The 23662-nt window shown below is 48.5% G+C and carries 28 protein-coding genes and 1 riboswitch; of the genes, 25 read left to right on the top strand and 3 right to left on the bottom strand.

Annotation, left to right across the window (positions count from 1 at the left end; genetic code table 11):
* Nucleotides 1-89 precede the first annotated feature (89 nt).
* The 11 genes from ACZYR9_RS01160 (at nt 90) to ACZYR9_RS01110 (ending at nt 8010) form a co-directional block, all read left to right on the top strand.
* Entirely contained in the window at nt 90-1847 is a 1758-nt protein-coding gene (locus ACZYR9_RS01160; RefSeq protein ID WP_488976616.1) for a 2-oxoacid:acceptor oxidoreductase subunit alpha, read from the top strand.
* The gene (locus ACZYR9_RS01155; protein WP_488976615.1) at nt 1835-2701 is read left to right on the top strand and encodes a 2-oxoacid:ferredoxin oxidoreductase subunit beta; all 867 of its coding nucleotides are present in this window, start codon (nt 1835-1837) and stop codon (nt 2699-2701) included. The genes ACZYR9_RS01160 and ACZYR9_RS01155 overlap by 13 nt, the downstream gene beginning before the upstream one ends.
* 106 nt (nt 2702-2807) lie before the next feature.
* Complete coding sequence (pduL, locus tag ACZYR9_RS01150) at nt 2808-3380, top strand: phosphate propanoyltransferase (protein ID WP_488977120.1); 573 nt, start codon at nt 2808-2810, stop codon at nt 3378-3380.
* Nucleotides 3381-3473: 93 nt separating this feature from the next.
* Nucleotides 3474-4949 carry a tRNA (N6-isopentenyl adenosine(37)-C2)-methylthiotransferase MiaB gene (gene miaB / locus ACZYR9_RS01145; protein ID WP_488976614.1) on the top strand — a complete coding sequence of 492 codons (1476 nt, stop codon included), beginning with the start codon at nt 3474-3476 and terminating at the stop codon, nt 4947-4949.
* A gap of 27 nt (nt 4950-4976) precedes the next feature.
* Nucleotides 4977-5420 (top strand): YlbF/YmcA family competence regulator, encoded by a 444-nt coding sequence (locus ACZYR9_RS01140; RefSeq protein ID WP_488976613.1) that lies wholly within the window; start codon nt 4977-4979, stop codon nt 5418-5420.
* Between the two features lie 171 nt (nt 5421-5591).
* Nucleotides 5592-5747, top strand: coding sequence for a hypothetical protein (locus ACZYR9_RS01135; protein WP_488976612.1), 156 nt, complete (start codon nt 5592-5594; stop codon nt 5745-5747).
* Nucleotides 5748-5879: 132 nt separating this feature from the next.
* Nucleotides 5880-6329, top strand: coding sequence for a nickel-responsive transcriptional regulator NikR (gene nikR / locus ACZYR9_RS01130; protein WP_488976611.1), 450 nt, complete (start codon nt 5880-5882; stop codon nt 6327-6329).
* Nucleotides 6330-6523: 194 nt separating this feature from the next.
* Nucleotides 6524-6883, top strand: coding sequence for a c-type cytochrome (locus ACZYR9_RS01125; RefSeq protein WP_488976610.1), 360 nt, complete (start codon nt 6524-6526; stop codon nt 6881-6883).
* Nucleotides 6884-7041: 158 nt separating this feature from the next.
* A complete protein-coding gene (locus ACZYR9_RS01120; RefSeq protein ID WP_488976609.1) occupies nt 7042-7227 on the top strand; it encodes a hypothetical protein in 186 nt (61 codons plus the stop codon).
* Between the two features lie 5 nt (nt 7228-7232).
* Complete coding sequence (locus tag ACZYR9_RS01115) at nt 7233-7430, top strand: YwbE family protein (RefSeq protein WP_488977119.1); 198 nt, start codon at nt 7233-7235, stop codon at nt 7428-7430.
* A gap of 157 nt (nt 7431-7587) precedes the next feature.
* Nucleotides 7588-8010 (top strand): YmaF family protein, encoded by a 423-nt coding sequence (locus ACZYR9_RS01110; RefSeq protein WP_488976608.1) that lies wholly within the window; start codon nt 7588-7590, stop codon nt 8008-8010.
* Between the two features lie 135 nt (nt 8011-8145).
* Here ACZYR9_RS01110 and ACZYR9_RS01105 read toward each other — a convergent pair whose 3' ends face one another.
* On the bottom strand, nt 8146-9204 hold the full coding sequence (locus ACZYR9_RS01105) for a nitric oxide synthase oxygenase (RefSeq protein ID WP_488976607.1): 1059 nt from the start codon (nt 9202-9204) through the stop codon (nt 8146-8148).
* Nucleotides 9205-9573: 369 nt separating this feature from the next.
* Here ACZYR9_RS01105 and ACZYR9_RS01100 point away from each other — a divergent pair, with 369 nt between their 5' ends.
* The 3 genes from ACZYR9_RS01100 to hrpB all read left to right on the top strand — a co-directional run bounded on the left by ACZYR9_RS01100 (nt 9574) and on the right by hrpB (nt 13390).
* The gene (locus ACZYR9_RS01100) at nt 9574-10224 is read left to right on the top strand and encodes a chromate transporter (RefSeq protein ID WP_488976606.1); all 651 of its coding nucleotides are present in this window, start codon (nt 9574-9576) and stop codon (nt 10222-10224) included.
* 18 nt (nt 10225-10242) lie between these two features.
* Complete coding sequence (locus ACZYR9_RS01095; protein ID WP_488976605.1) at nt 10243-10776, top strand: chromate transporter; 534 nt, start codon at nt 10243-10245, stop codon at nt 10774-10776.
* A gap of 112 nt (nt 10777-10888) precedes the next feature.
* Entirely contained in the window at nt 10889-13390 is a 2502-nt protein-coding gene (gene hrpB / locus ACZYR9_RS01090; RefSeq protein WP_488976604.1) for an ATP-dependent helicase HrpB, read from the top strand.
* Nucleotides 13391-13494: 104 nt separating this feature from the next.
* Here hrpB and ACZYR9_RS01085 read toward each other — a convergent pair whose 3' ends face one another.
* Complete coding sequence (locus ACZYR9_RS01085; RefSeq protein ID WP_488976603.1) at nt 13495-13815, bottom strand: hypothetical protein; 321 nt, start codon at nt 13813-13815, stop codon at nt 13495-13497.
* A gap of 195 nt (nt 13816-14010) precedes the next feature.
* Here ACZYR9_RS01085 and ACZYR9_RS01080 point away from each other — a divergent pair, with 195 nt between their 5' ends.
* The 3 genes from ACZYR9_RS01080 (at nt 14011) to ACZYR9_RS01070 (ending at nt 16360) form a co-directional block, all read left to right on the top strand.
* On the top strand, nt 14011-15270 hold the full coding sequence (locus tag ACZYR9_RS01080; protein WP_488976602.1) for a M48 family metallopeptidase: 1260 nt from the start codon (nt 14011-14013) through the stop codon (nt 15268-15270).
* Complete coding sequence (locus ACZYR9_RS01075; RefSeq protein WP_488976601.1) at nt 15260-15988, top strand: hypothetical protein; 729 nt, start codon at nt 15260-15262, stop codon at nt 15986-15988. The genes ACZYR9_RS01080 and ACZYR9_RS01075 overlap by 11 nt, the downstream gene beginning before the upstream one ends.
* 87 nt (nt 15989-16075) lie before the next feature.
* Complete coding sequence (locus tag ACZYR9_RS01070) at nt 16076-16360, top strand: HPr family phosphocarrier protein (RefSeq protein ID WP_488976600.1); 285 nt, start codon at nt 16076-16078, stop codon at nt 16358-16360.
* 33 nt (nt 16361-16393) lie between these two features.
* Here ACZYR9_RS01070 and ACZYR9_RS01065 read toward each other — a convergent pair whose 3' ends face one another.
* The gene (locus ACZYR9_RS01065; protein WP_488976599.1) at nt 16394-16693 is read right to left on the bottom strand and encodes a DUF3817 domain-containing protein; all 300 of its coding nucleotides are present in this window, start codon (nt 16691-16693) and stop codon (nt 16394-16396) included.
* A 243-nt stretch (nt 16694-16936) separates the two neighbouring features.
* Between ACZYR9_RS01065 and ACZYR9_RS01060 the strand changes: the two genes are divergently transcribed.
* From ACZYR9_RS01060 to ACZYR9_RS01025, 8 genes are all read left to right on the top strand, one after another.
* A complete protein-coding gene (locus tag ACZYR9_RS01060; RefSeq protein ID WP_488976598.1) occupies nt 16937-17458 on the top strand; it encodes a DUF2179 domain-containing protein in 522 nt (173 codons plus the stop codon).
* Nucleotides 17459-18027: 569 nt separating this feature from the next.
* A complete protein-coding gene (locus ACZYR9_RS01055; RefSeq protein ID WP_488976597.1) occupies nt 18028-19002 on the top strand; it encodes a YihY/virulence factor BrkB family protein in 975 nt (324 codons plus the stop codon).
* A 59-nt stretch (nt 19003-19061) separates the two neighbouring features.
* On the top strand, nt 19062-19208 hold the full coding sequence (locus ACZYR9_RS01050; RefSeq protein ID WP_488976596.1) for a DUF4023 domain-containing protein: 147 nt from the start codon (nt 19062-19064) through the stop codon (nt 19206-19208).
* A gap of 192 nt (nt 19209-19400) precedes the next feature.
* Nucleotides 19401-19664: a DUF1294 domain-containing protein gene (locus tag ACZYR9_RS01045; RefSeq protein WP_488976595.1), complete on the top strand. Its 264-nt coding sequence runs from the start codon at nt 19401-19403 to the stop codon at nt 19662-19664.
* Between the two features lie 36 nt (nt 19665-19700).
* A complete protein-coding gene (locus ACZYR9_RS01040; protein ID WP_488976594.1) occupies nt 19701-20447 on the top strand; it encodes a ZIP family metal transporter in 747 nt (248 codons plus the stop codon).
* Between the two features lie 318 nt (nt 20448-20765).
* Nucleotides 20766-20854: riboswitch (cyclic di-GMP riboswitch) on the top strand.
* A 123-nt stretch (nt 20855-20977) separates the two neighbouring features.
* Nucleotides 20978-21163, top strand: a complete 186-nt coding sequence (locus tag ACZYR9_RS01035; RefSeq protein WP_488976593.1) for a Spo0E family sporulation regulatory protein-aspartic acid phosphatase — start codon at nt 20978-20980, stop codon at nt 21161-21163.
* A gap of 47 nt (nt 21164-21210) precedes the next feature.
* Nucleotides 21211-21843, top strand: coding sequence for an HD-GYP domain-containing protein (locus tag ACZYR9_RS01030; protein ID WP_488976592.1), 633 nt, complete (start codon nt 21211-21213; stop codon nt 21841-21843).
* A 124-nt stretch (nt 21844-21967) separates the two neighbouring features.
* On the top strand, nt 21968-23611 hold the full coding sequence (locus ACZYR9_RS01025) for a stalk domain-containing protein (RefSeq protein ID WP_488976591.1): 1644 nt from the start codon (nt 21968-21970) through the stop codon (nt 23609-23611).
* The last annotated feature ends 51 nt before the right edge of the window (nt 23612-23662 follow it).

Genomic DNA, 23662 nt, shown 5'->3' with positions numbered 1-23662 from the left:
ACAGGTGAGAAAAAATTTTTATCTTGCTTAGTGAATAGTTTTGAAGTGGTAAGCTGCAGCGTCAGCGAATTTAAAAGGAGTGGACAACGGTGATTAGCCAATTATCTTGGAAGGTCGGAGGACAACAGGGGGAAGGCGTGGAAAGTACCGATAAAATTTTTTCCACGGCATTGACCAGACTTGGGTACTATTTGTACGGCTACCGTCATTTTTCCTCACGGATTAAAGGTGGGCATACGAACAACAAAATCAGAATCAGCACGAAACCGATTCGGGCCATTTCAGACGATTTGGATATTCTCGTAGCTTTTGACCAAGAGACCATCGATTTAAATGCACACGAACTGCGTGAGAACGGCGTGATTATTGCCGATGCAAAAGTAAATCCGGTTATTCCTGATGGCGTAAAAGCCAGATTATTCCCGGTTCCGATTACGGCAATCGCAGAAGAATTGGGCACTTCCTTGTTTAAGAATATGGCTGCTTCCGGCGCATCCTGGGCACTGCTCGGTTTGCCTCTCGAAGTGTTTAATAAAGCGGTAGAAGAAGAGTTCGGCCGTAAAGGCGCGGCTGTTGTTGAGAAAAACGTTGAAGCGGTTCGTAAAGCGGCTGAATTTGTGCTTGAGCTTACGGGCGGTCCGCTTCCTGAGTTTCAATTGGAGCCGGCAGACGGCAGAACCAAGCTGTTTATGATCGGTAACGATGCTATTGGTCTCGGCGCAGTAGCCGCAGGCTGCCGTTTCATGCCTGCTTATCCGATTACCCCGGCATCCGAGATTATGGAATACCTGATCAAGACGCTTCCGAAATTCGGCGGTACGGTTATTCAAACCGAGGATGAAATTGCAGCATGTACGATGGCGATTGGCGCTAACTACGGAGGCGTTCGCGCGTTAACGGCTTCGGCTGGTCCTGGTTTGTCCCTGATGATGGAAGCGATCGGCCTTGCTGGTATGACCGAAACGCCTGTCGTTATCGTGGATACGCAGCGCGGCGGTCCAAGTACAGGACTTCCGACAAAGCAAGAGCAATCCGACGTGTTGGCGATGATTCACGGGACGCATGGTGAAATTCCAAAAATCGTATTGTCGCCTTCCACGATCGAAGAGTGCTTCTACGATACGATTGAAGCCTTCAACTTGGCCGAAATGTACCAAGTGCCCGTCATTCTGTTGACGGATTTGCAGCTGTCCTTGGGCAAACAAACGAGCGAACTGCTCGACTACAATAGAATTCAAATCAACCGCGGCGCATTGAAAACAGGCGATCTGCCGCAGCTTGAAGAAAACCAAATGTTTAAGCGTTATGCCTTCGCAGAAAACGAGAACGGAATTTCTCCTCGTTCGCTGCCTGGTCAAAAGTATGGTATCCACCATGTGACCGGCGTAGAGCATGCGGAAGACGGCCGTCCGTCCGAAAGCCCTGTCAACCGTAAGAAGATGATGGACAAACGGATGGGTAAAATGAAGCATGTGAAAGTAACAGACCCGATCAAGGTTGATGCTCCACACGAAAATCCAGACCTGCTGATCATTGGCATGGGATCTATCGGTGGAACGATTGACGAAGCCAGAGGTCGTTTGAATGGCAAAGGCATCACTTCGAACCACATCACGGTGCGTCTGCTGCATCCGTTCCCGGCTGAAGAGCTGAAGCCTTATATTGAAAAGGCGAAAACCGTGGTTGTAGTTGAAAACAATGCGACCGGCCAACTCGCTTCCCTGATCAAACTTAACGTAGGCTATGCCGATAAAATCAAAAGCATGCTGAAATATGACGGTAACCCATTCTTGCCGGCTGAAATCACAAAATACTGTCAGGAGTTGAACCTTGTATGGCAACGTTAAAAGATTTCCGTAACAATATTAAACCGAACTGGTGCCCGGGCTGTGGAGACTTCTCCGTTCAAGCGGCTATTCAAAGAGCGGCTGCTAATGTCGGTCTGGAACCGGAACAGCTTGCCGTAGTTTCTGGGATCGGCTGCTCTGGCCGTATCTCCGGCTATATCAATGCTTACGGTTTTCATGGTGTTCACGGACGTTCGCTTCCTATCGCTCAGGGCTTGAAAATGGCTAACCGCGAATTGACCGTTATCGCGGCAGGCGGCGACGGCGACGGCTTTGCCATCGGTATGGGCCATACTGTTCATGCCATCCGTCGTAACATTAACATTACGTACATTGTCATGGATAACCAAATCTACGGCCTGACGAAAGGTCAAACTTCTCCGCGAAGCGCTGAAGGCTTCAAGACAAAATCGACACCATCCGGTTCGATCGAGTCCGCGCTGTCTCCGCTGGAAGTGGCTCTGGCTGCGGGCGCAACCTTCGTAGGCCAATCGTTCTCGAGTAACCTGAAGCAGTTGACTGCGTTGATTGAAGAAGGAATGAAGCATGAAGGCTTCTCCTTTATCAACGTGTTCAGCCCTTGCGTTACTTTCAATAAAGTGAATACTTATGAGTGGTTCAAGGAGCATATCGTTGATCTGGAGGAAACTCCAGAGTACGATCCGTCGAACCGGGTAGCGGCTATGACCAAGATTATGGAAACCAACAGCTTGGTTACCGGCTTAATTTATCAGGATAAGTCCAAGAAGAGCTACGAAAATATGGTTACCGGCTTCAAACCGGAAGGACTTGCCAAGCAAGATTTGAAACTCAGCGAGCAAGATTTTGAAAAATTGGTGGCTGAATTTAAATAATTTTTCGAACTTTAGTAAAGCATACGGTACTTACCGTATGCTTTTTTCATATGGGTTGGGTATAATGTGAAGAGAAGTCCAAGTGGAAGAAAAAGGAGCGTGCGCTGTGAAGCAGGTGCCTATAGGTGTATCCGCGAGACATATTCATTTATCGACAGAGCATATTCAGCTGCTGTTCGGTTCGAATTATAAACTCGAGGTATTAAAAGAATTGTCGCAGCCCGGGCAGTTCGCGGCCAAAGAAACGGTTACCGTCATTACCGAGAAAGGGCAAATTGAGAAGGTTCGTATTCTTGGCCCGGCCCGCAGTCGATCGCAGCTGGAAATTTCACGAACCGATGCATTTACACTGGGGATCAATCCGCCTGTTAGAGAGTCGGGTAATATTGGGGGGACGCCGGGGATCCGGGTTGTCGGCCCAGCCGGAGATGTCGAGCTTCAGGAAGGCGTGATTGTGGCGGCTAGACATATTCATTTTCATACCAAGGATGCGGCGAAGTGGGGGATTACGGATAAACAGAGGCTAAGTGTCCGGGTTGAAGGTGAAAGAGCGGTTATTTTCGAGCAGGTTATTGCCCGTGTTTCGGAGCATTATGCGCTTGATATGCACATCGATACCGATGAAGCCAATGCGGCCGGAATAAAGAACGGGGATATCGGATTGATTTTGTCTTCATAGGCAGAGAATTCTTTTGAAATGAATGCCGTGCTAATGTTATAATAAAGGGTATGATCTTCGCGGCAAACTGCAGTTCAGGAGGAATTTAAGGTTATGACGACAAAACAAAAATCCGAGAAAGATTATTCGATATATTTTCAACCTCCTTCTCTTACGGACGCTAAAAAGAGAGGGAAGGAAGATATAGAGGTTCATTACAATTTTGATATACCCGAAGAGCTGCGTGGGCTAGGAAGGGACAAGTATTATTTGATCCAAACGTACGGCTGCCAAATGAATGAGCATGATACGGAGACGATCAAGGGCCTGCTTGAGCAGATGGGATATCGGGCAACGGAAGATCGCCGTGAAGCGGACATTATACTGCTGAACACATGCGCCGTCCGTGAGAATGCGGAGGATAAGGTGTTCGGCGAGCTGGGGCATTTGAAGCATCTGAAGACGGAAAAGCCATCGCTTCTTCTCGGTGTTTGCGGCTGCATGTCCCAGGAGGAATCGGTGGTCAACCGCATTCTGAAGAAGCACCCGTTTGTTGATTTGATTTTCGGTACCCACAATATCCACCGCCTCCCTGTACTTGTGAAAGAAGCAATGTTCAGCAAAGAGATGGTGGTTGAGGTATGGTCCAAGGAAGGCGACATTTTCGAGAACCTGCCTAAAAAGCGCGAAGGCATCAAGGCCTGGGTCAACATTATGTACGGCTGTGACAAGTTCTGTACTTACTGTATCGTGCCTTATACGCGGGGTAAGGAGCGTAGCCGCCGTCCGGAGGATGTCATCGCTGAGGTGCGGGATTTGGCTAGGCAGGGCTTTAAGGAAATTATGCTGCTTGGCCAGAACGTAAATGCATACGGCAAAGATTTTGAAGATTCCAATTACCGTTTCGGCGATCTCATGGATGATATCCGTAAAATTGATATCCCGAGAGTACGTTTTACGACTTCGCATCCAAGAGATTTTGATGATCACCTGATCGAAGTTCTGGCCAAAAAGGGGAACCTGGTTGAGCATATTCATCTGCCTGTACAATCGGGCAGCAATGAGATCTTAAAGCGAATGAGCCGTAAGTATACGCGGGAGCATTATTTGGAGCTTGTAAGCAAAATCAAAAAAGCGATACCCGATGTGGTCCTGACGACGGATATTATCGTGGGATTCCCGGGTGAAACCGAGGAACAGTTCGAGGAAACGGTATCGCTCGTGCGAGAGGTTGGTTTTGATAGCGCGTTTACGTTCGTTTACTCCCCTAGGGAAGGAACGCCGGCTGCGGATATGGAAGATAACGTTCCGCTTCAAGTTAAAAAAGAACGGCTATACCGCCTAAACGATGTTCTCAATGAATACAGCAAGGCCAGCAATGAAAGCCTTAAGGGTCAAACGCTTGAAGTGATGGTCGAAGGTGAAAGCAAAAATAATTCAAACGTATTGGCAGGCCGTACGCGTACGAACAAGCTGGTGCATTTTGAAGGGCCGAAGGATTTAATCGGCAAGTTTGTGCAAGTAAAGATTACAGAAACCCCAACGTTCTATATTAAAGGCGATTGGGTACAGGAAGCAGTAGTTCATTAAGAAAAAGGTTAGGGGCGTGTGACGCGTATGGCGGAGCAAAAATATACGGATTGTGGCATGGAGTTGCACTATAACAAGGATTTAATTATCCGTGAGGACATCATGTCCAAAGCGAAGGAGCTCGCAGCACTTTTGTCTACCTCTAACGAGGTTCAGTTTTTTCAAAAGGCAGAAAAGCAGATCGCCAATAATGATCAAATCCAGATGCTGATTAGTGCCATTAAGAAAAAACAGAAGGAAATTGTGGCCTTCGAATCGTTCGAGAACCAGAAAATGGTGGCCAAAATTGAAAAGGAAATCGAGGACCTGCAGGATGAGCTTGATGCAATTCCGATCGTAAGTGAGTTTAAGCAGTCTCAAGAGGATATTAATTATCTGCTGCAGCTTGTTATGACAGTGATTCGCGATACGATATCGGAGACGATCACGGTGGAGCAAGGAAAGGTAGCCAGCTCCTCCTGCAGTGAATAAATTTTGAATTTAGGACCGATGTGCAGCCCGACAGGCTGCATGTCGGTTTTTTTAATTTTCAGTGCTGGGTATACGTCGGAAGTTGGAGCAGGATACTAGGTAGAAAATATTAAGGGTCTGGAGTCCAGACTTCATTTACACAAAAATGAGTGATGAAAGGAGGCTGTTAATGTGGATCTTATCAAATTTACGATACATCCGAACAATGAAGCCGAATTAAAGGCACTGATGGATGAGATCAATGCCCATTCCGTGCTCACGGAAACGGAGAAGCAGCAGCTGCTGGAGGAACTGAATGATCTGCATTATGAAATAGAGAAACCATAAATGAAGTGAGTCTCCATCGGCTCGAGTCTAAAGGCTCTTCCGTTAAGTAAGGGATTAGCCGCCGGAATTCATCTCGTTGGCCAGTTATGTTACAATATAAGGATAAGCGTAATGCGAATGAGGTGAATCCCGGTGGAAAAAGATGTTCTAACCCGTTTCGGCGTATCTATGCCGGAGGAGTTAATTAAGCAGTTTGATCAGTATATTACAGAGCAAGGCTACACTAACCGATCCGAAGCGATTCGGGATTTGGTAAGAAGAGTGCTGCTTGAACCCGGGGGATTGCCGGGGGATCAGCTTGTGGCGGGAACGATCGTTATGGTCTATGATCATCATGTGACGGATCTGCCCTTGTATTTGATGGAGCTGCAGCACGATTACCATCATCATATTATTTCTACGATGCATGTGCACTTGAACCATGATCAATGCTTGGAGGTCATCGCGGTGCGCGGTAATCTTTCGGAATTAAGAGAGCTGAAGCAAAGGATACAGGTGCAAAAAGGCGTTTTATACACGGAGCTATCCGTTACTTACGTAGATGAACATGGATCTATCGGTTCGAAGCACCATCATAAATAAATGAAGAACCCGGGAGGATCACCGACCGGGTTCTATTTTGCCGCTGCTCCACCGGAAGAAAGAAATTGGCGTTCAATGTATAAGATAACCTGTAAATCGAGGAAACTAATCTTGGTACTGTTCGTTTATCCCAAGGAATAAACGGAGGTTTCCTAGGATATAGGCTCCATGAATGTAATAAAGGAGGTTGTCGCTTGAAACGACAATGGGCTGTCATCGCTATAGGTTTAATCATTGCTGCAGGACTTGCCGGTTGCGGAGGAGGCAGCAAAAGTGATCAGGGCACAACTCAGGGTACAACACCTCCCCAGGCAACCGGCGGCGGAGGAACGGTAAATGCGGAAGCCATATACAAGAGCAACTGTGTCACCTGTCACGGAGCCGACCTGTCAGGTGCAGTGGGTCCAAACCTGCAAAAGGCCGGAGCCAGGCTGAGCAGGGATCAAATTGCGGACAGAATCACTAATGGCGGAGCAGGAATGCAAGCATTCAAGAATACGCTGAAGGATAACGAGATCGCTGCACTGGCGGATTGGCTCTCCACTAAGAAATAGAGGTAAAAGGATGGGGACGTTCGTGAAACGTCCTTTTCTTCTTCATAAATTTGTCATTGAATATCGCGGGACGGAGTATTTTTTCGGATTGAATTATGGTATTTTGATAGACAAAAGCACCAATTTGCTATTGCAACCGAAAGGGGTTTATGAGTAACATGGCGACGATCAAACTGCTGCTTTGCCTGATTGTAATGGGTTCATTCTTCAGCGCAGCCTTTGTTTTATTTTTTCAGAAAAAAAAGACCGCGGGATTTATTTTTCTCGCTCTCGGATTCATTAGTGCATTCTTCTTCTATTATGCTATTTTTAATGGCTGGCTTGTCCTGCCGGAGGCTAAATAATCATGATGGATGGACGGAATCGTAAAGAGATCGCTCCGGGTATGGAAGTGGATATTGTACTGAAGCAGGATCAGCGAACAGGCAAGCTCACCCGCGGTATTGTAAAGGATTTGTTGACTAATTCACCGACGCATCCGCATGGCATTAAAGTGAGACTTACGGACGGTCGAGTCGGACGAGTCAAGCAAATTATCAAGTCGTAAATGGAAATAGTTTGCAGCTTTCCCGCGTACAATGATCACATAAGGCCAGCCATTAAAGAATGAAAATAGCGGGAAGGGTGAACGTTCTGATGGTAACGTTCGGCAGAGGCTGCCGCTCAGTGATTTTAGCTTTCCGGACAGCAGGAACAAAGAGCAAATGAGCAAAGTCCAGGAAGCATCCTTTTTGGATTATTGCATTTCAATGCCGCTTTATCCGCAAAGACCGCCTTCGCATGCCCATTTGTTTCGCGGATGGTCCGCCCCTGAGCTTGGCCATGTGCATCTGGTCGAATTTTTTACATATCCGGTCAACGGAAGCGCCACGGATGGGCATGTACATACGTATCAAGGCCATACTTCCGTGAATGCCGGACACTTTCACCGTTTTTTCGGTACGACGGGTATGGCCATCCCGCTGCCGGACGGCTCACATGTTCACGCTATTGAAGGCGTTGTGGACGATGAACCCTTTGAATTCAAAGGCGGCTTTTATGTCACGGTAAGCCGGATTAAGCGGCATACCCATGAATATAAAGGGTTTACCGGAAGCGGACTTGGCTATGAACCCGAAGTGGGGTAGAAATATAGCGTTAAATGGAGAGACTTGGCTCGCTGAGCCGGGTCTTTTTTTAATATCAGATGTCCGCTGAAAATAAAGTTTAGGCTTACTCAAATATAGAAACAGCAGCAGGCATTAGTAATGCCTGATTGCTTGTCAAAAAAGAGGGGATTGCTGAAAAAAATTGGGTTTAATGATTGTATTATCATAATGACTGTGGAAAATGTGTGTCGTTGCCGGTGAAATTGGGGGTATTAGCCATGACCAATCCCCCGTTAGATTTCGCCCTTCGTCAGATTCGATCTGCTCAAAAAGTTGAAATTGTTTCGCTGCAGTGTGATGATCGACAATGGTGACACCATGTTCCTTGAAAGAGTGCAACACAGCGATGTTTAACTCGACCAGTGCCCTGTCCTTCCATAACGATGTGTCCGTTTTGGTATTGAGCCCCATGACATGAGCCACCTTGGGTAACATGTTGTACCGCTGAGTATCGGCGAAATTACGTGCACCGATTTCTGTTTCCATATACCAGCCATTGAACGGTGCTGCTGAATAGGTAATGCCGCCTATTTCTAATGCCATGTCTGAAATCATGGGAACAGCGTACCACTTGAGTCCTAATTCAATGAATTGAGGTAAATCCGGATGACGAATGCCGACTTCCATTACTAAGTCGTCAGGAATGGGGAACCATTCAGGCTTTTCCTCATTTACTTGAATAACTAATGGCAAGACATCAAATGCCGTTTTTTTACCCCGCCATCCTAACGCCTCGCAAATACGTGTAAATCGCACTGAATGCGGATCGCCCATGAGACCTTGATCTGTTTCGTAGCCGGCGTAGCGAATGAGTTGGTGATTCCAGATCCGAATCTTAGGGTTGAACACTGTGAGGGTTGGCCTGATTTTTCCTTCGTTCGTTGCATATTCAATATGGCGGTAAAGAGCTGTCACAACTTCCTCAGCGGTTTGTCGACTTCTTTCGTCGAACACTTTGAGTGACTGCCAAAATAAGCGTCCTATACATCGATTGCTGTTTCTCCAAGCCATTCTAGCCCCGTGTTCCAATTCCTCAAATGACTGCTCATAAGTTCCATCCTGTTTGATCATGTTCCATATTTCCAATATTCTTTCGTGAGTCTCGTCTATTCCCTTTCCGAGCTCCTCATAGCAAGTGATGATGAATTTTCTTGATTCTTCGTAAATTTCCATGCTGAGATGTCCCTTTCAAGTCCGCCGGTAGTATACTTTTTCCTCTTATTATTGTACTCCAAATTATACCCGTTTTCTATTGAACTCTTCTGCCCGTTGCTTTGATACCTTACGCCAGTCAAGATTATAGACTTCGATCAGACGCTTTTTATTCCGACTATTCCAGTGTAATCTTATATGTTTTACCTACATTATTTCAATTTGGATAAAACTTATGTTCAATTTGGATGTTATTCTATTATCGTGAAATATTGTTAAAATAAATACCGAGGAATTGAATATCTTTTTAGAAAATGGTCATATGATTATTTCAAAATGGAATAAAGTTAGGTATAATAGAGTTAACAATCTAGGAAATGGGGGAGTCGCGTGAAAAGCCGAAACTCATCTTTCAAGCAGTGGGCAAGCATTTTCTGGACCTTTTTCAAAATCGGCCCTGTCACCTTCGGCGGCGGATACGCGATGATTCCGGCCATCGAAAGGGAAGTAGTTGATAAGCGGCACTGGGTTTCACGGGAGGAGATGAGCGGAATCTTATCCGTGGCCGGATCGGCACCGGGAGGAATCGGGGTCAATGCAGCCTCATTCATCGGGTACCGGTTGGCCGGAATACCAGGAGCTGCAGCGGCGGTGGCCGGCATTACACTGCCGACGTTCGTCATCGTGTTTTTATTGGGTTTGGGCTTCAGCCAAGTGATGGATTATCCGAAAATAGCAGCTGCATTTCAAGGAATTCAAGGTGCGATTGCGGCGTTAATTATCATTTCGGCTTACAACATGGGTAAATCGGCTCTGGTGGATCGAACGACATTGGTCACGGCAATGTGTACGGTCGTTCTGCTGCTGGTATTTCATTTTTCTCCAATGGTTATCATTGTCATCGGGCTCATTGTCGGGCATATTCTTATTTTTATTAAAAGTAAACTTGGGGTTGCTGTGCGCTACAATAAAGAAGCGGCAGCAGCTACGACATCTAACGGCTATAAGTATGCTGATTATTATATAGCCGACGGGATTTAACGGATCGGGGTGACCCCTATGCTTTGGAGTTTGTTTTTTGTATTCTTGCAAATCGGGTTCGTATCGTTTGGCGGCGGCTATGCAATGATTCCTGTCATCCGCCATCAAGTGCTTCAGTACGGCTGGATCTCCGAAAGGGAGTTTTCCGAGCTGGTGGCGCTTGCGGGAATGTCGCCGGGACCGATTGCCACTAACAGCGCGACGTTAATAGGCTACAAAGCGGCAGGTATCGGAGGAGCGGCGGCTTCCACCTTGGGAATGGTGATGCCTTCGCTTTTGCTTATCATTGTGATTTCCGCTTTCTTTTATAAAGTGCAGCATGCCGATTGGGTAAAGACGACATTTTACGGATTAAAGCCTGTAGTGACGGGAATGATTGTTTATGCAGCCATCCATTTTGGAATACCCAACGGCGGGTCCGATCTGCTATCCTGGCAAACCGTAGGTACCTTGATGATCATTGGTGTAAGTATTGTCGCAATTATGAAATACCGGATGCACCCTATTGCGGTGATTGCTTTATCCGGATTGCTCGGAATCGCATTCTTTTAAATGACAGGAAACAAAGCCCCGGCGATTCGGGGCTTTGTTGTTTGCAGCTATACCTTTCCTCTGCTTATGGTACAATGGTGGATGAATTGTTGGATAATCGGAGTGATGCTCATTGTTAAAACTGCCTGTTGAATCGGTCCTTCCGGAGCTGAAGGACAAGCTCAGAACACATCCCAACGCTGTGCTGGTCGCAGCTCCAGGAGCCGGAAAGACGACCCGCGTGCCGCTTGAGCTTCTTTCCGAGCCGTGGCTTGGTCAGCGAAAAATTGTGATGCTGGAGCCCCGGCGGTTGGCCGCAAGGGCAGCTGCGCGCTTCATGGCCGCGATGCTGGAAGAGCAGGTGGGAGAGACCGTCGGTTATCGGGTGCGTTCGGATACGAAAGTCAGCGCAAAAACCCGAATCGAAGTGATCACCGAAGGGGTACTGACGCGTATGCTGCAGAACGATCCTGCCCTCGAGGAGGTGGGGCTCGTCATCTTTGATGAATACCATGAACGCAGCCTGCAAGCAGATCTGGGGCTGGCATTATGCTTGGAGGCCCAGGCTGTACTGCGTGAGGATTTGCGTTTGCTGGTTATGTCAGCCACGTTGGATGCCGCTCCTATAGCTGCGCTGATGAACGATGCGCCGGTTGTCGTTAGCGAAGGCCGCAGCTTTCCGGTGGAAACCAAGTACCTGAGCCGCCGGCCGGAAGGCCGTATTGAACCTTTGGTCGTTAGGGAAATCCTCCGCGGGTTGTCGGAAGGGGAAGGGGATCTTCTGGTCTTTCTGCCGGGTGCGGCGGAGATCCGCCGGGTGGAAGGTCTTCTGGCCGGCTCCAACCTGGGCGCTAATATTCGGGTGACTCCGCTGTATGGCCAGATGCCGCAGGAAGCGCAGGATCGGGCGGTGGCGCCATGCGGTCCCGGCGAACGAAAGATTGTGCTGGCGACGTCCATCGCTGAATCCAGCCTTACCGTGGAAGGGGTAAGGGTTGTGGTGGACAGCGGGCTGATGCGGGTACCGCGCTTCTCCCCGCGTACAGGGATGACCCGGCTGGAGACGGTCCCGGTGTCCCGCGCTTCAGCGGATCAAAGACGCGGGCGGGCAGGCCGATTGGCTCCCGGACTGTGCTATCGGCTGTGGACGGAGCAGGATGAGAGAAGCCTCACTCCGTATACGACACCCGAGATCATGGAAGCGGATTTGGCTCCATTGGCGCTCGAGCTGGCCGCGTGGGGCGTTTCCGACCCGTCGGGTCTGGCCTGGCTTAATCCGCCGCCGTCTGCCGCATATGCGCAGGCCTGTGAACTGCTTCAGCAGCTTCGGGCTCTGAATACAGCGGGAACGATCACCGCTCACGGACGACGGATGGCGGAGCTCGGAATGACGCCCAGGTTGGCGCATATGGTTCTTCAGGCCCTTCCTTTGGGCTATGGGGGACTGGCTTGCGATATCGCGGCGCTGCTTAGCGATCGGGATATGCTTCGCTTTGCGAACGGAACACCCGATGCAGATTTGAGGCTGCGTGTGGAAGCGCTGGTCGAGCCGGAGAGACTGCCTGCCGGGTACGCGGTAGATCCTGCTGTCAGGCAAAGGGTAAGGACGGAAGCGAAGCAATGGAAGCAGTCGCTTGGAATACCGCTGAAGCAGGCTGCAGCACATGCCGAAGCTTGCGGCAGGCTGCTTGCTTATGCTTACCCTGATCGGATAGCACAGAGCAGGGGCGGTGGGCGTTATTTGCTCAGCAGCGGCCGCGGGGCTGTTTTCGGACAACAGCAGCTCTTAACATATGCGCCTTATATAGCTGCAATAGAGCTTGATGATCAAGGAGTGGAGAGTCGAATTCACTTGGCGGCTCCGCTGGAATCGGATGACATTTACAAGTACCATGCGGAGCAAATCGTAACAGAAGATACCGTTGCCTGGGATCATGATGCTCTGACGGTAAGGGCAAGACGGCGTGAACGGCTCGGAGCGCTTGTTCTGCGGGAAGCGCCATTGTCCAATCTTGATCCGGCTCGCTTGCTTGAAGCTTTGTTTGAGGGGATCGCGGAGGAGGGCTTATCCATACTGCCGTGGACCAAAGCCGCCAAACAGCTGCGTCACCGTATGGGCTATATGTACAGGTATCATCCCAAGTGGCCCGATGTATCGGACTCCGGTCTTATTGCCGGCATGAAGGACTGGCTTGCACCGCATGTGTATGGCATGAGAAGCCGAGACGACCTGCAGCGGGTGAATTTGACGGCAGCGCTCGAATCTATGCTGTCCTGGCCGCAGAGGCAAGCGTTGGATGAGAATGTTCCTACACATATCGTGGTGCCGAGCGGCTCACGCATTCCTGTCGATTACAGCGACCCCGACGCACCGGTGCTTGCCGTACGCCTGCAGGAGCTGTTCGGTTTTCGGGAGACGCCGCGTATCGCAGGAGGAAAAGTCCCCCTTGTGCTTCACCTGCTGTCCCCGGCCCAGCGTCCCGTACAAGTGACAAGGGATTTGGCCAGTTTTTGGAGGGAGGCCTACTTTGAGGTGAAGAAAGATTTAAAAGGGCGGTATCCGAAGCATTATTGGCCGGACGATCCCCTCGCCGCCGTTGCGACTCATCGTGCCAAGCCTCGAAACCAGGCTTGAGCCCAGTAATTACTGACAGAGTCCTTGGAAAAGTAATCGTCAGGCCATCGTCATGCTCTGGCAACTAAAAAGCCGCACCGGATATCCGGGCGGCTTGCTCTATGTTAAAAACGAAAAATTCTCGGTCTCGATTGACCACTGCGCAGCAATCTCCAGCCAAAGTAGATCAAGGCGGCGGCAATGACCAAATTAAGCAGCTTCAGCAGCCAGTACAGCATGAGGCCGATCCCGGCGGCCATAACCAGTCCGCTGCAAACTTTTTTTAAAGTGGAATCCGCCTCGATCCACAGCTTATAGCCGAAACCGACCATGACCAGAGCGATCAGGTAAGCGAACATGGCAGCCAATCCGCCCCAAGCGATCAATCCCCAAATGCCGGTCGCAATCATAACGGCGCCGCTCACGCTTTTTATATTCCATTTCATTATGGTTCACCTATCCCTTTTAGGATTGTCTATAGTTTTATTGTAAACGATGCACGGCCGGCTGAAAACCGTCCGAAGACGGTCCGTGTACTGGACCTTGGTCGAGCCGGCGAGTTCGATGCTGCTTAAAACAAGATTAGGAAATTCCACCGGAGAGCGATATAATTAGTAATAATCTAGATCAAAGGAGACGACATGGCATCGAAATCCAGGTTCTTCAATGGTTATTTTGGGTTGTTCGCTCTGTATGCCATCGGAATGGGGATTTATTTGTGGCTGGCTTCGAATGCTCCGATTCCGGGTGCACTTAAAGGAACCGCCGCAGACCCCGCCACCTTCTTGTCGGAAACGCAGCAGCGGCAAAGCGTGGTGTATTCAGCGCTGCGAAATTGGCTCTTTTTTATTCGCTATCCTTGGGAATGGGCGATTTACCTCGTACTGCTGTTCACGGGAACGGCCTCCCGCTGGCAGGATAAGCTGGCGCACACAGCCTTGCCGCGCTATGTCCGGTTTCCCGTGTTTGTTCTTTTGCTAAGCCTGGTAACCTTTGCCGCTCTGCTGCCGCTTCGGATAACCGGATTTGCTCTGGCCCGTTACTACGGTGTCTCGACACAATCGCCATGGAGCTGGATCAGGGACAATGCGGTTTCGTTCTCGGTCAATTTTGTGATTCTGGTGCTTGTCTCTTCGGTTGTATTCTACTTTATTCGCCGCGGAGGAACCTGGTGGCTGAAGCTGTGGCTTCTTTGCGTACCGTTCGTTCTGTTTATGATGTATATTCAGCCGGTGGTGATAGATCCGCTGTATAACGAGTTTAACCGCATGTCCAATCCGCAGCTTGAGCAGAAAATTCTGGCTTTGGCGGACAAAGCCCATATTCCGGCGCATAGGGTGTATGAAGTGAATGTGTCGGATAAGACGAATGCGCTCAACGCTTATGTCAATGGAATTGGCCCCAGCTTGCGGATTGTGCTTTGGGATACGACGCTTCAAAGGCTGGACGAGAATGAGATCCTGCTGATCATGGCTCATGAGATGGGCCATTATGTCATGCATCATTTGGAGTGGAGTGCCGTAGGGGCTGTGGCATCCTCTTTTTTCCTGCTATGGATCGGCGGCAGCCTCTATACGAGAGTGATTCGGAAGTGGGGCTTTCAATGGGGCATCCGAAAACCGGATGAGGCTGCCGCCCTTCCGGTTCTGCTGCTTATCCTTTCTCTGCTTTCCTTTGCTCTTAGTCCTGCTGCTAATTTCGTATCCAGACAGGCGGAACGGTCGGCGGACGCCTATGCGATTCAGTTAATCGGCAGTACGGATGGAGCGGTGACGATGTATCAGAAGCTGGCCGCAGCTTCTCTTAGTGAAATGAATCCGCCGCTATTGGTGAAGCTGTTCCGATCGACGCATCCAAGCTTGATGGAGCGCATTGCAGGTGTTCAGAATCATGAGCAGTGAAAATAAAGATTTGCAGCTTTACTTCATAAGCGGGATGGCCACATCACCGAATTTCATGGAAGATTTCCGCTTTGAGTTAAACAAACGGTTCGTGACAGCGGGCTGGACCGTGAACTCGCGGCTTTTATTTCCTTACGGGGATTGGAGCCGTAAAACGGCTGCCCAAACGCTTGAAATTATCCATGATACAGCGTTGGGTCCCAAGCAGTATTTCCGTTCTGTCGGAGGCCGCAGAACGGCGAAAGAGGTTAGCGGCTGCGGCGATGAGGCACGATCCCGCATACGTGTATTCATTGGGCACAGCGGGGGCGGGGTGGCTGCAGCGCATGCATCGCGCATACTGCTGCAGGATCGTCTTAAAGACGGCGAATCAAGGCACTTTATTGTTCAAATCGGCTCGCCGAAATGCGCTGTTTACCCTGAGGATCGGAAGGACACGCTCTATATCCGAATCGGTGAGAATAGCCGCCGGTCGGATCCCGTGACACGAATGGGCAGTTGGGGAGGATGGGAAAGAACAGCGGGGGGATGGTGGCGTTGGAGTCCGGAAAAGTATGCGCCGGTTTCCCGAATGCAGCTTTCATTAATCGGAGGCCATGCGGATTATTTCCGTCGCAGCGATCCTTTTATTTCTGAAGAAGGCGACTCCAATCTGGAAAAAGTAACGGACTGCATCCAAGAGTGGCTGATGAAGAGAATTTCAGCATCCAAGATCTAGTTGAAGGGTCTTCAGGACCCGCAAAAAGAACCTTGCAAACGCTTACTGGATAAATTATGATATAGTAAATTTAATAGGAGAGGACTGATGCAGCCTATGAGAATGTGCGAAGTTACCGTACGTAAGGATTTAGAGGCGCAGGAGCTGCAATGGATATCGCATCAAGCTAGCCTATTCAGCTCGGATGTCATGTTCAGGTATGAAGATTTGAATCTCCAATTGGATGCCAAAAGCTTATTAGGCATGATGCTGCTCCCCATTCGCCGAGGTACGAAGCTTACGGTCCAAACGAGAGGGAAAGACGAGCTTGAAGCGTTGGAGCATCTCATTCTCTTATTGGAGAAACAAGATGCGCCGCGCGAACAAGGATAACGTTATGTACCCGCGGGATCGGGCTTTTTGAGGTTACTGTCGTTGATCGCGCTTTAACTGCTTATCGAGCACAAACGTGCCGAATGGAACGAGCGATGCGATCAAGGCGCCGATTCCCCGCATGATGGACCAACGATGTACAAACATCACATGGGCAACCGCGATAAGAAATAGCACAAATAGCAGTCCGTGCAGCGCTCCTACGATCGTGACGGCGATGGAAATACCGGCAAAATATTTGAGCGGCATCGCGATCAAGAGCAGCACAAGATAAGATATTCCTTCGTATAAAGCAGCGAGACGAAGGCGCCCTATAGGCGTTCTCAAAGTCATAAATAGCACACCTCCTTAACATATTTTCATTATATACCAAGATCGCGGCGTATCTATGGATTAGCTCATTTGTTCGGAATATGTTCAATTTGTTTGTTAGATGTTTGCGATAACAGGGTAAGTAGTTCATATGAAGCGAGGTTGAAATTTCCGTCATTTTGATTCACAATGGGAAGAGTCTGTATCCGGACGAGAACTCCATCGGTTTCCGAACATCAGGCGACAGGAAAGGAGGCTTGCCGTTTGAACGGGCTCGAAATCGTAATCACGATTGTGGTTATGAACGTGGTGTATGTATCTCTATTTACGATCCGTATCATTCTGGTGATGAAAGCAAGGCGATTGTTGGCTGCGTTGATCAGTATGGCTGAGGTATTCATCTATTTAATGGCACTAAATATCGTGCTGCAAAATATAGATGAACCGATTAATTTAGCCGCGTATTGTCTTGGTTGGGGTGCGGGCGTTTGGCTGGGCATTAAAATTGAGGAATGGCTGGCGCTTGGCTATACGACGCTGCAGATCGTAGTCGATCATGAAGCCAACTTGCTTCCGTTCACGCTGCGCGAGAAGGGCTTTGGCGTTACGAGCTGGTTGGCGGAGGGACGGGATGGCCCCCGCCTTGTTATGCAGGTGCTCGCCAAAAGGAATCAAGAAAAAAATCTGATGAGCCTTATTGAAAATATCGCGCCCAAGGCATTCGTCATTTCCTACGAACCCCGGACGTTCCGCGGAGGCTTTTGGACGAAGATTCTGAAACGCTAGCCGTTTTTGTCCTCGCGCTTGTATAGCGGCAGACCCTTTGAAGGGTCTGTTTTTTTTTGTGGAACATAGAAAAGGAGCCCTGTGAATCCGACGTTGAAAACTATAGATAGGAAGATAAACCAAAATGAATCATTGCGGTAAAATGGAATTCATTTCATTATCTCTATCCTATTTTCCGCGCTGGAAACGATGACTGTATTTTTTCTTATGCTCACCATGCACCGTTATAAAAGTAAGCCTGATTACATCACGATCAGTTTATTCACGGTCTTCCCGGCTGCGCTTTCATACGTGATGAGAATAACCCCCAGATTCAACATGTGCTCTCCTCCTTAGATTACTTTTACTATTTCTCCAGTTTAAACAAGCTTTGAAAGTCGAAGGCAGGCATCGGTCCTGCAAACGATGAATATAATGAAGCTGTGACGGATGCTTGATAGCGAATGAGTCTAGTAGGATCACATGATCTAGCGGGGACATGCAAAGACGCTAATCCCTGGCGTGACTGTTTCATATGCAGGAGCTGAGGTTAAGTACTACATATTTATATCGGGAAGGAGGAAGGAGCGATGTCAACTAAATTAAAAGAGGACTTAAGAGGACAAGCTTCTTATGACGGCTTCGGCAAAACTTCCGGTATGGGAAAATCCACGAAACCGCGGTTCCGCTGGACAAGTTTTCTTTTTAACCTGTACTGCCGCTTCCAGGATGACGATGTTCCTGCGATGGGGGCGCAGCTGACGTACTATTTGATTCTGTCCTTTTTTCCGTTTCTGATTTTCGTTATTGCCGTTCTCAGCTTTACCGAATTGAACACCCATGACGGGATAGCAGGTCTGACTCAGATCATGCCGGAAACGTCCAGTCAGCTGATTATGAGTGTTTTCGAAGAAATTGACGGCTCGACAAGCGGTTCCGTGCTGTCTCTCGGATTACTAGCCACACTATGGTCGGCGTCCAACGGGGTCAATGCGGTGATCAAGGCCTTGAATAAAGCTTATGATGAAGAAGAGAACCGTCCTTTCTGGAAAGTGCGCGGCATCTCCGTGCTGTTCACCGTTATTTTGGCGATGGTTATATTGTTCGCATTTATCATGCTGGTTTTTGGTCGACTTATCGGAGAGGCTTTGTATACCTTTTCGCCAATGCCCGGCAGCTTCGATGCTTTCTGGAGAATCGGACAATTTGCCATCCCCCTCATGATTATGCTGATTGTGTTTGTGCTTTTGTACCGCTATACGCCGAACCTGCGGCTGACGTTCCAAGAAGTGCTGCCCGGCGCTGTGTTCGCCACCTTTGGCTGGGTCTTGACTTCATTGTTATTTTCGTTTTATGTAAATAACTTTGGCAACTATACCAAAACCTACGGCAGCATCGGGGGGATTATTGTACTGCTCATGTGGCTGTATTTGTCGAGCATTATTATCGTGCTTGGAGGCGAAATTAATGCCGCGCTGCACTATCACAGAGAAGGTAAGCGAAAGCCGATCTGCAAAACCTTTGCGATCACGCTGCCGTTTGGCAAGAAAAAAAGGCATAAATGAAAACCTATAGTTTTCACACCGCTGGAGATACTAGGGAAATGGAAGGAGGGATGGAGAAAATGAGAGATGATTTGCGCGGAAGCACCGAGGAATGGGTCGAGAAGCTGCATGATACGCAGCAAAAGGATGAAAAAAACCGGAAGCATCAAGGGGACGGACACCCCGATAAAAAAATGCCGGCCAAACGGCACCGAAACGGTAACTAATTTTTCTTACCGAACCGCCTTAGGGCGGTTTTTTGCATGAATGGTTTAAGCAAAATCGTCTGCCGTTTGTCTCAGGAGAGGGCTTGACAGAACAGGACAGAGCAGATATCGTCATTTCTATGAGCCGGCCAAAATAAAGAATGGTTTTGGCAGCGGAAATCAACTATTAAATCAGCACGGGAGGAGACCGCGGTGGAATTATGGATGTTCTATTTGCCGGCTATCAACCTGATCGCTTTTGGCATCATGGGTTACGATAAATCCCAGGCGAAAAAAGGCAGCCGGAGAATAGCCGAGAAAACGCTGTTTTTCATCGCTGCGGCCGGAGGAGCGTTAGGCATGTGGATAGGCATGCGGAAATGGAGACATAAGACAAAGCATCCTTCTTTTGTTTACGGCATTCCGCTGCTGTTTGTCTTGAATGCGACACTCATTTATTATTTCGGTTCAGCCTGATGCGGCTTTAAGTTCTAATGTTGATGGAGGATGTCTATGGAAGCTATGCTGTGGGGAGGCTTCACATCGTCGCTTGCGACGGCGTTGGGCGCAATTCCGGTCCTTTTTATGAAAGAGTTATCTCATCGAGCCAAGGATGTACTGCTTGCCTTTACGGCAGGCATTATGGTATCCGCCTCCATGTACAGCCTGATTCCTTCTGCACTGGCGATGTCCGGCTTGACAGTGCTTTGCATCGGTGTGCTGCTTGGCACCATAGCGCTGACATTGCTCGAAAAGCTGGTTCCGCATATCGACCTTGCGCATGCCAGAGATAGCGGGATTTCAGGCAAATTAACGCTTGAACGAAAGTCCGTCTTGTTTTTGACGGCGATGACACTGCACAATTTGCCCGAAGGGCTTTCCGTCGGGGTGAGCTATGCGAGCGGCCAAGAGGAGCTAGGACCTCTGGTCGCACTATCCATGGGTCTGCAGAACGCCCCGGAAGGTTTCTTGGTTGCGTTGTTTCTAATTATGCAAAAGGCTCGTAAAAGCACAGCGATATTGTTCGCTTTATTCACGGGGATGCTGGAGTTTGCCAGCTGTATTATTGGTTTTTATTTGACCGCTTATGTTTCCGGACTTATACCGTACGGTCTTGCATTTGCTGGAGGAGCCATGCTGTTTATCGTTTACAAGGAGCTGATCCCGGAGAGTCACGGACACGGCTATGAAAGAATGGCGACCTTTTCTTTCATCATCGGACTGCTGGTGATGATCGGGTTGACGGAAACTTTGGGTTAGCAGATTGGTGTTCAATTGGGGAAGCAACCCCCTCAATGTAAAACGATCGAACCCGTAAAAGGTACTGAATATCGGCATTGTCAAAAGCACCGGCAGCGAATCGATTTTCGTAACGGTGTTTTTTCGCACGAAGTCCTGGCAGGGCGAGTACCATACTAGTACGAGACTTGGATATAATATAGTCAAATTGTGGAAAATGTGTTAGAATAAAATAAAATAATGTCGAAACATCATTGGTTTACTCTATCGATGTCGAAAGTTTTGGAATTTACTTTAATATTTTCTATCAAATCGCCAACATTTTACATTAAAGTGATGGTCCGATAAAGGCACAGCCATTGAAAAGTGGTGTCGCAAAGCTATAGGGGCTAACGTGTGAAAACACACCATGCCAGCCAGCCGCCGGAATGAGGTTGAGAAAACCCTTCATTCGGAGGGTTTTCTTTTTTTCATTCTATACGAAATTCGGGATGCATGGAAGATTCGTTACCAGGAATTTTGCTTTTACTCTGCAAGGACGGTGAGAGGCCATGTACTGTGTTTTTAATGAAAAGCGACTGAAACACTTATCGGAAGAGATTGAAATGATTCGACTTAGAATGCATGGCATATTCAACATGAAGCTGTGCTTTTCAGACCCGGAAGTCAAAGCATTAAGCAAAGAATTGGATTGTGCCGTAATCAGATACCAAGAGTATGCGAAGCGATTAACGTGAATGAATAGAGAACAAGTGTGAGGCATGACACGGAAAGGATGATGTCAATGATCGGTGAGCAGGCAGTAAGCGGACTTACTCAGCTGTTAGTAAAAGATATAGCTACCTATGAACACAGCATAAGAATTGGAAAAATGGCTAAGTTGATGGCTGCCTATCTTGATTTTGATGAAACGCAAACCCAAAAATTGATTGCAGGCTGCTGCTTGCACAATATTGGCAAGGTACATATCCATGAGTCCATTTTACAAAAGAAAGCCTCTCTTACCCTGGAAGAATGGAAATTTATGAAGCGCCATGCGTTTTTCGGCGTTCAGATGGCCGTCATGGAAGGAATTACCGATCAGGATATCATTGACATCATTCATTACCATCATGAGCGTTGGGATGGTACGGGTTACCCCGACGGCTTGAAAGGTACCGACATTCCGGTATATGCCCGCATTTGTTCGATACTGGACGCATTCGACAGCATGATTTCGGATCGCCCCTACAGAAAAGGGATGTCCATCCAGCAAGCCCGTGAAGAGCTGCTGCGGCAGAGTTGTTCGCAATTTGATGGTCGTTATGTTCAGGTGTTTCTCACCATTCAGGAAATGATATTGGCTCATATTCAAAGAGATTCCGTGCAATCCATGACTTATCACGACAGATCGGTTTACCATTCCGAGATCGTTTAATCATAGGTCGCCTATCGGCGGTTTATTTTTCATTTGGCGGAAGGAAATTGGGGGGAGGGCAATGAATAAAAAAAGAGGTCGGCAGGGAGTAGCCTAAGCATACATGATTGGAGGGAAATGACAGGTGAAAAAGGGTATTGCGTCTAGGACATGGAAGTTGTTATTCGCTTTTTGGATGATGATGGCCATGCTGATGATTCCGGCTCCCCGAGCGGATGCGGGAGCTTTCACTTATAAGGTTTATCCGAAAGGAACGGTGGGCATATCCAAACCGGTCATCGGATTTGAGCTAGGCGATTGGAACGGATTACAGGTCGGTTCGTTTCAGATGAAGCTGGATCAAAATCAGGTACCGGGGACCTTTGATCAAGAAACGATGAGTTTTACCTATACACCGGCTGTGGGATTAGAGCCAGGAGAGCATTCGGTTGAAGTACAGCTGCAATTTATCGGTTACCAGCCTATTTTTTTGGATTGGACGTTCACTATAGCGAGGAATCCTTTAAGCGAGGTTCCTGCCACTTTCTCACAGACTCATCAGCTGGGCTTGAAGGCGATCAATGATTATCGGATGCTGTACGGGTTAAAGCCTTTAAAGCTAAACAGGAATCTGACGTTAGCAGCCAAGAATCATGCCCAATATTTGAATATGAACCGTATTGCGCAGACGACTTCGGACTCGCTGCATGACCAAAGGAAAGGCATGCCCGGTTATACCGGGGCAACCCTTTCTGAACGCGCAGTATATGCCGGGTATTATCGCGGCGTGGGGGAAGATGTATCCTTCAATACGGGAAATCTTGTGGAGTCCGTCGATAAGCTCTTTGATGCGCCATATCACCGCGAGCCCTTTTTAATGCCTCATGTTACGGAAGCGGGTATTGATATGGTCGGAGATTATGTGGTCATTGTGTTCGGGTATGGAGAAAAATCCGATACGGAGATGACGGTATCACCCGCTCCGGGAGATCCTTATGTCCCGCTGCTTTTTGACGGCTATGAAACGCCGGATCCCATTCGCATGTATGCTTCAAGAAAATATCCTGTCGGATACCCGCTTATGGTTTCGGTAACGGGAAGCGGCATTAGCGAAATCCGGCTGCTTGAATCGACGCTGAAGGATGAATCGGGTCAACCGGTGAAGCTGCTGCAAAACAGTCCGAGCAATGATGATCATTTAACTAACAGCGTCATCTTAATTCCACCCGAGCCGCTGCAGCCTGACACCTCATATTCCGCGTTTGTGAAGCTGGGTGTCACCGAGAACGGAGTATCCAAAACGCTTGAGAAATCATGGAATTTTCATACGGAGCCGGTCGAAGGCATCGGTAAGCAGAAGCTGCACGAAGATATTGCAGCGTATATGAAGCTGGCGGCAGAGCAAAAAGAGAAAGTCCGGCACGTGGTCACCTTCAAGCTGGACGATGATAGCTATACACTGGATAACATCAAGTTTCTGTTGAAAAGAGCTCCGTTGATTGACGAAGGCACCTCATATTTATGGGTTAGGGACTTAGCCGCCGCACTAGGCGCTGACGTTACATGGGATGATAAGCGCAAAGCCGCGATCTATACGAAGAGCGGCCGGGAGATCACATTCTTTACGGGGCGTAACGAGTATGCGATTAACGGTATCGAACAACCCACTCAATCACCGGCCCGATTGGAAAACGAGCTCACGATGATACCGGTACGCTTGCTGTCCGAGGTATTAGGAGCCCATGTAGAGTATTTGCCGCAAACGCGGAGCGTAAAAATTATATACTGAACCTCCATGAAAAGCCGAATGGCCCCATTGAAGTGATGGGGCCGTTTTTTG

The sequence above is a fragment of the Paenibacillus sp. F024 genome, assembly GCF_057814255.1.
Note: the sequence above shows the minus strand (reverse complement) of the source record. Positions and strands in the feature narration are given on the sequence as shown.

Coding starts and splice junctions, on each gene's coding strand:
- ACZYR9_RS01120 (WP_488976609.1), top strand. CDS start 7,042: ATGGCGACGATCAAACTGCTGCTTTGCCTGATTGTAATGGGTTCATTC.
- ACZYR9_RS01080 (WP_488976602.1), top strand. CDS start 14,011: ATGGCATCGAAATCCAGGTTCTTCAATGGTTATTTTGGGTTGTTCGCT.
- ACZYR9_RS01070 (WP_488976600.1), top strand. CDS start 16,076: ATGCAGCCTATGAGAATGTGCGAAGTTACCGTACGTAAGGATTTAGAG.
- ACZYR9_RS01040 (WP_488976594.1), top strand. CDS start 19,701: ATGGAAGCTATGCTGTGGGGAGGCTTCACATCGTCGCTTGCGACGGCG.
- ACZYR9_RS01155 (WP_488976615.1), top strand. CDS start 1,835: ATGGCAACGTTAAAAGATTTCCGTAACAATATTAAACCGAACTGGTGC.
- ACZYR9_RS01110 (WP_488976608.1), top strand. CDS start 7,588: ATGAGCAAAGTCCAGGAAGCATCCTTTTTGGATTATTGCATTTCAATG.
- ACZYR9_RS01075 (WP_488976601.1), top strand. CDS start 15,260: ATGAGCAGTGAAAATAAAGATTTGCAGCTTTACTTCATAAGCGGGATG.
- ACZYR9_RS01115 (WP_488977119.1), top strand. CDS start 7,233: ATGGATGGACGGAATCGTAAAGAGATCGCTCCGGGTATGGAAGTGGAT.
- ACZYR9_RS01055 (WP_488976597.1), top strand. CDS start 18,028: ATGTCAACTAAATTAAAAGAGGACTTAAGAGGACAAGCTTCTTATGAC.
- ACZYR9_RS01095 (WP_488976605.1), top strand. CDS start 10,243: ATGCTTTGGAGTTTGTTTTTTGTATTCTTGCAAATCGGGTTCGTATCG.
- ACZYR9_RS01140 (WP_488976613.1), top strand. CDS start 4,977: ATGGCGGAGCAAAAATATACGGATTGTGGCATGGAGTTGCACTATAAC.
- ACZYR9_RS01035 (WP_488976593.1), top strand. CDS start 20,978: ATGTACTGTGTTTTTAATGAAAAGCGACTGAAACACTTATCGGAAGAG.
- ACZYR9_RS01065 (WP_488976599.1), bottom strand. CDS start 16,693: ATGACTTTGAGAACGCCTATAGGGCGCCTTCGTCTCGCTGCTTTATAC.
- ACZYR9_RS01085 (WP_488976603.1), bottom strand. CDS start 13,815: ATGAAATGGAATATAAAAAGCGTGAGCGGCGCCGTTATGATTGCGACC.
- ACZYR9_RS01105 (WP_488976607.1), bottom strand. CDS start 9,204: ATGGAAATTTACGAAGAATCAAGAAAATTCATCATCACTTGCTATGAG.
- miaB (WP_488976614.1), top strand. CDS start 3,474: ATGACGACAAAACAAAAATCCGAGAAAGATTATTCGATATATTTTCAA.
- ACZYR9_RS01050 (WP_488976596.1), top strand. CDS start 19,062: ATGAGAGATGATTTGCGCGGAAGCACCGAGGAATGGGTCGAGAAGCTG.
- ACZYR9_RS01030 (WP_488976592.1), top strand. CDS start 21,211: ATGATCGGTGAGCAGGCAGTAAGCGGACTTACTCAGCTGTTAGTAAAA.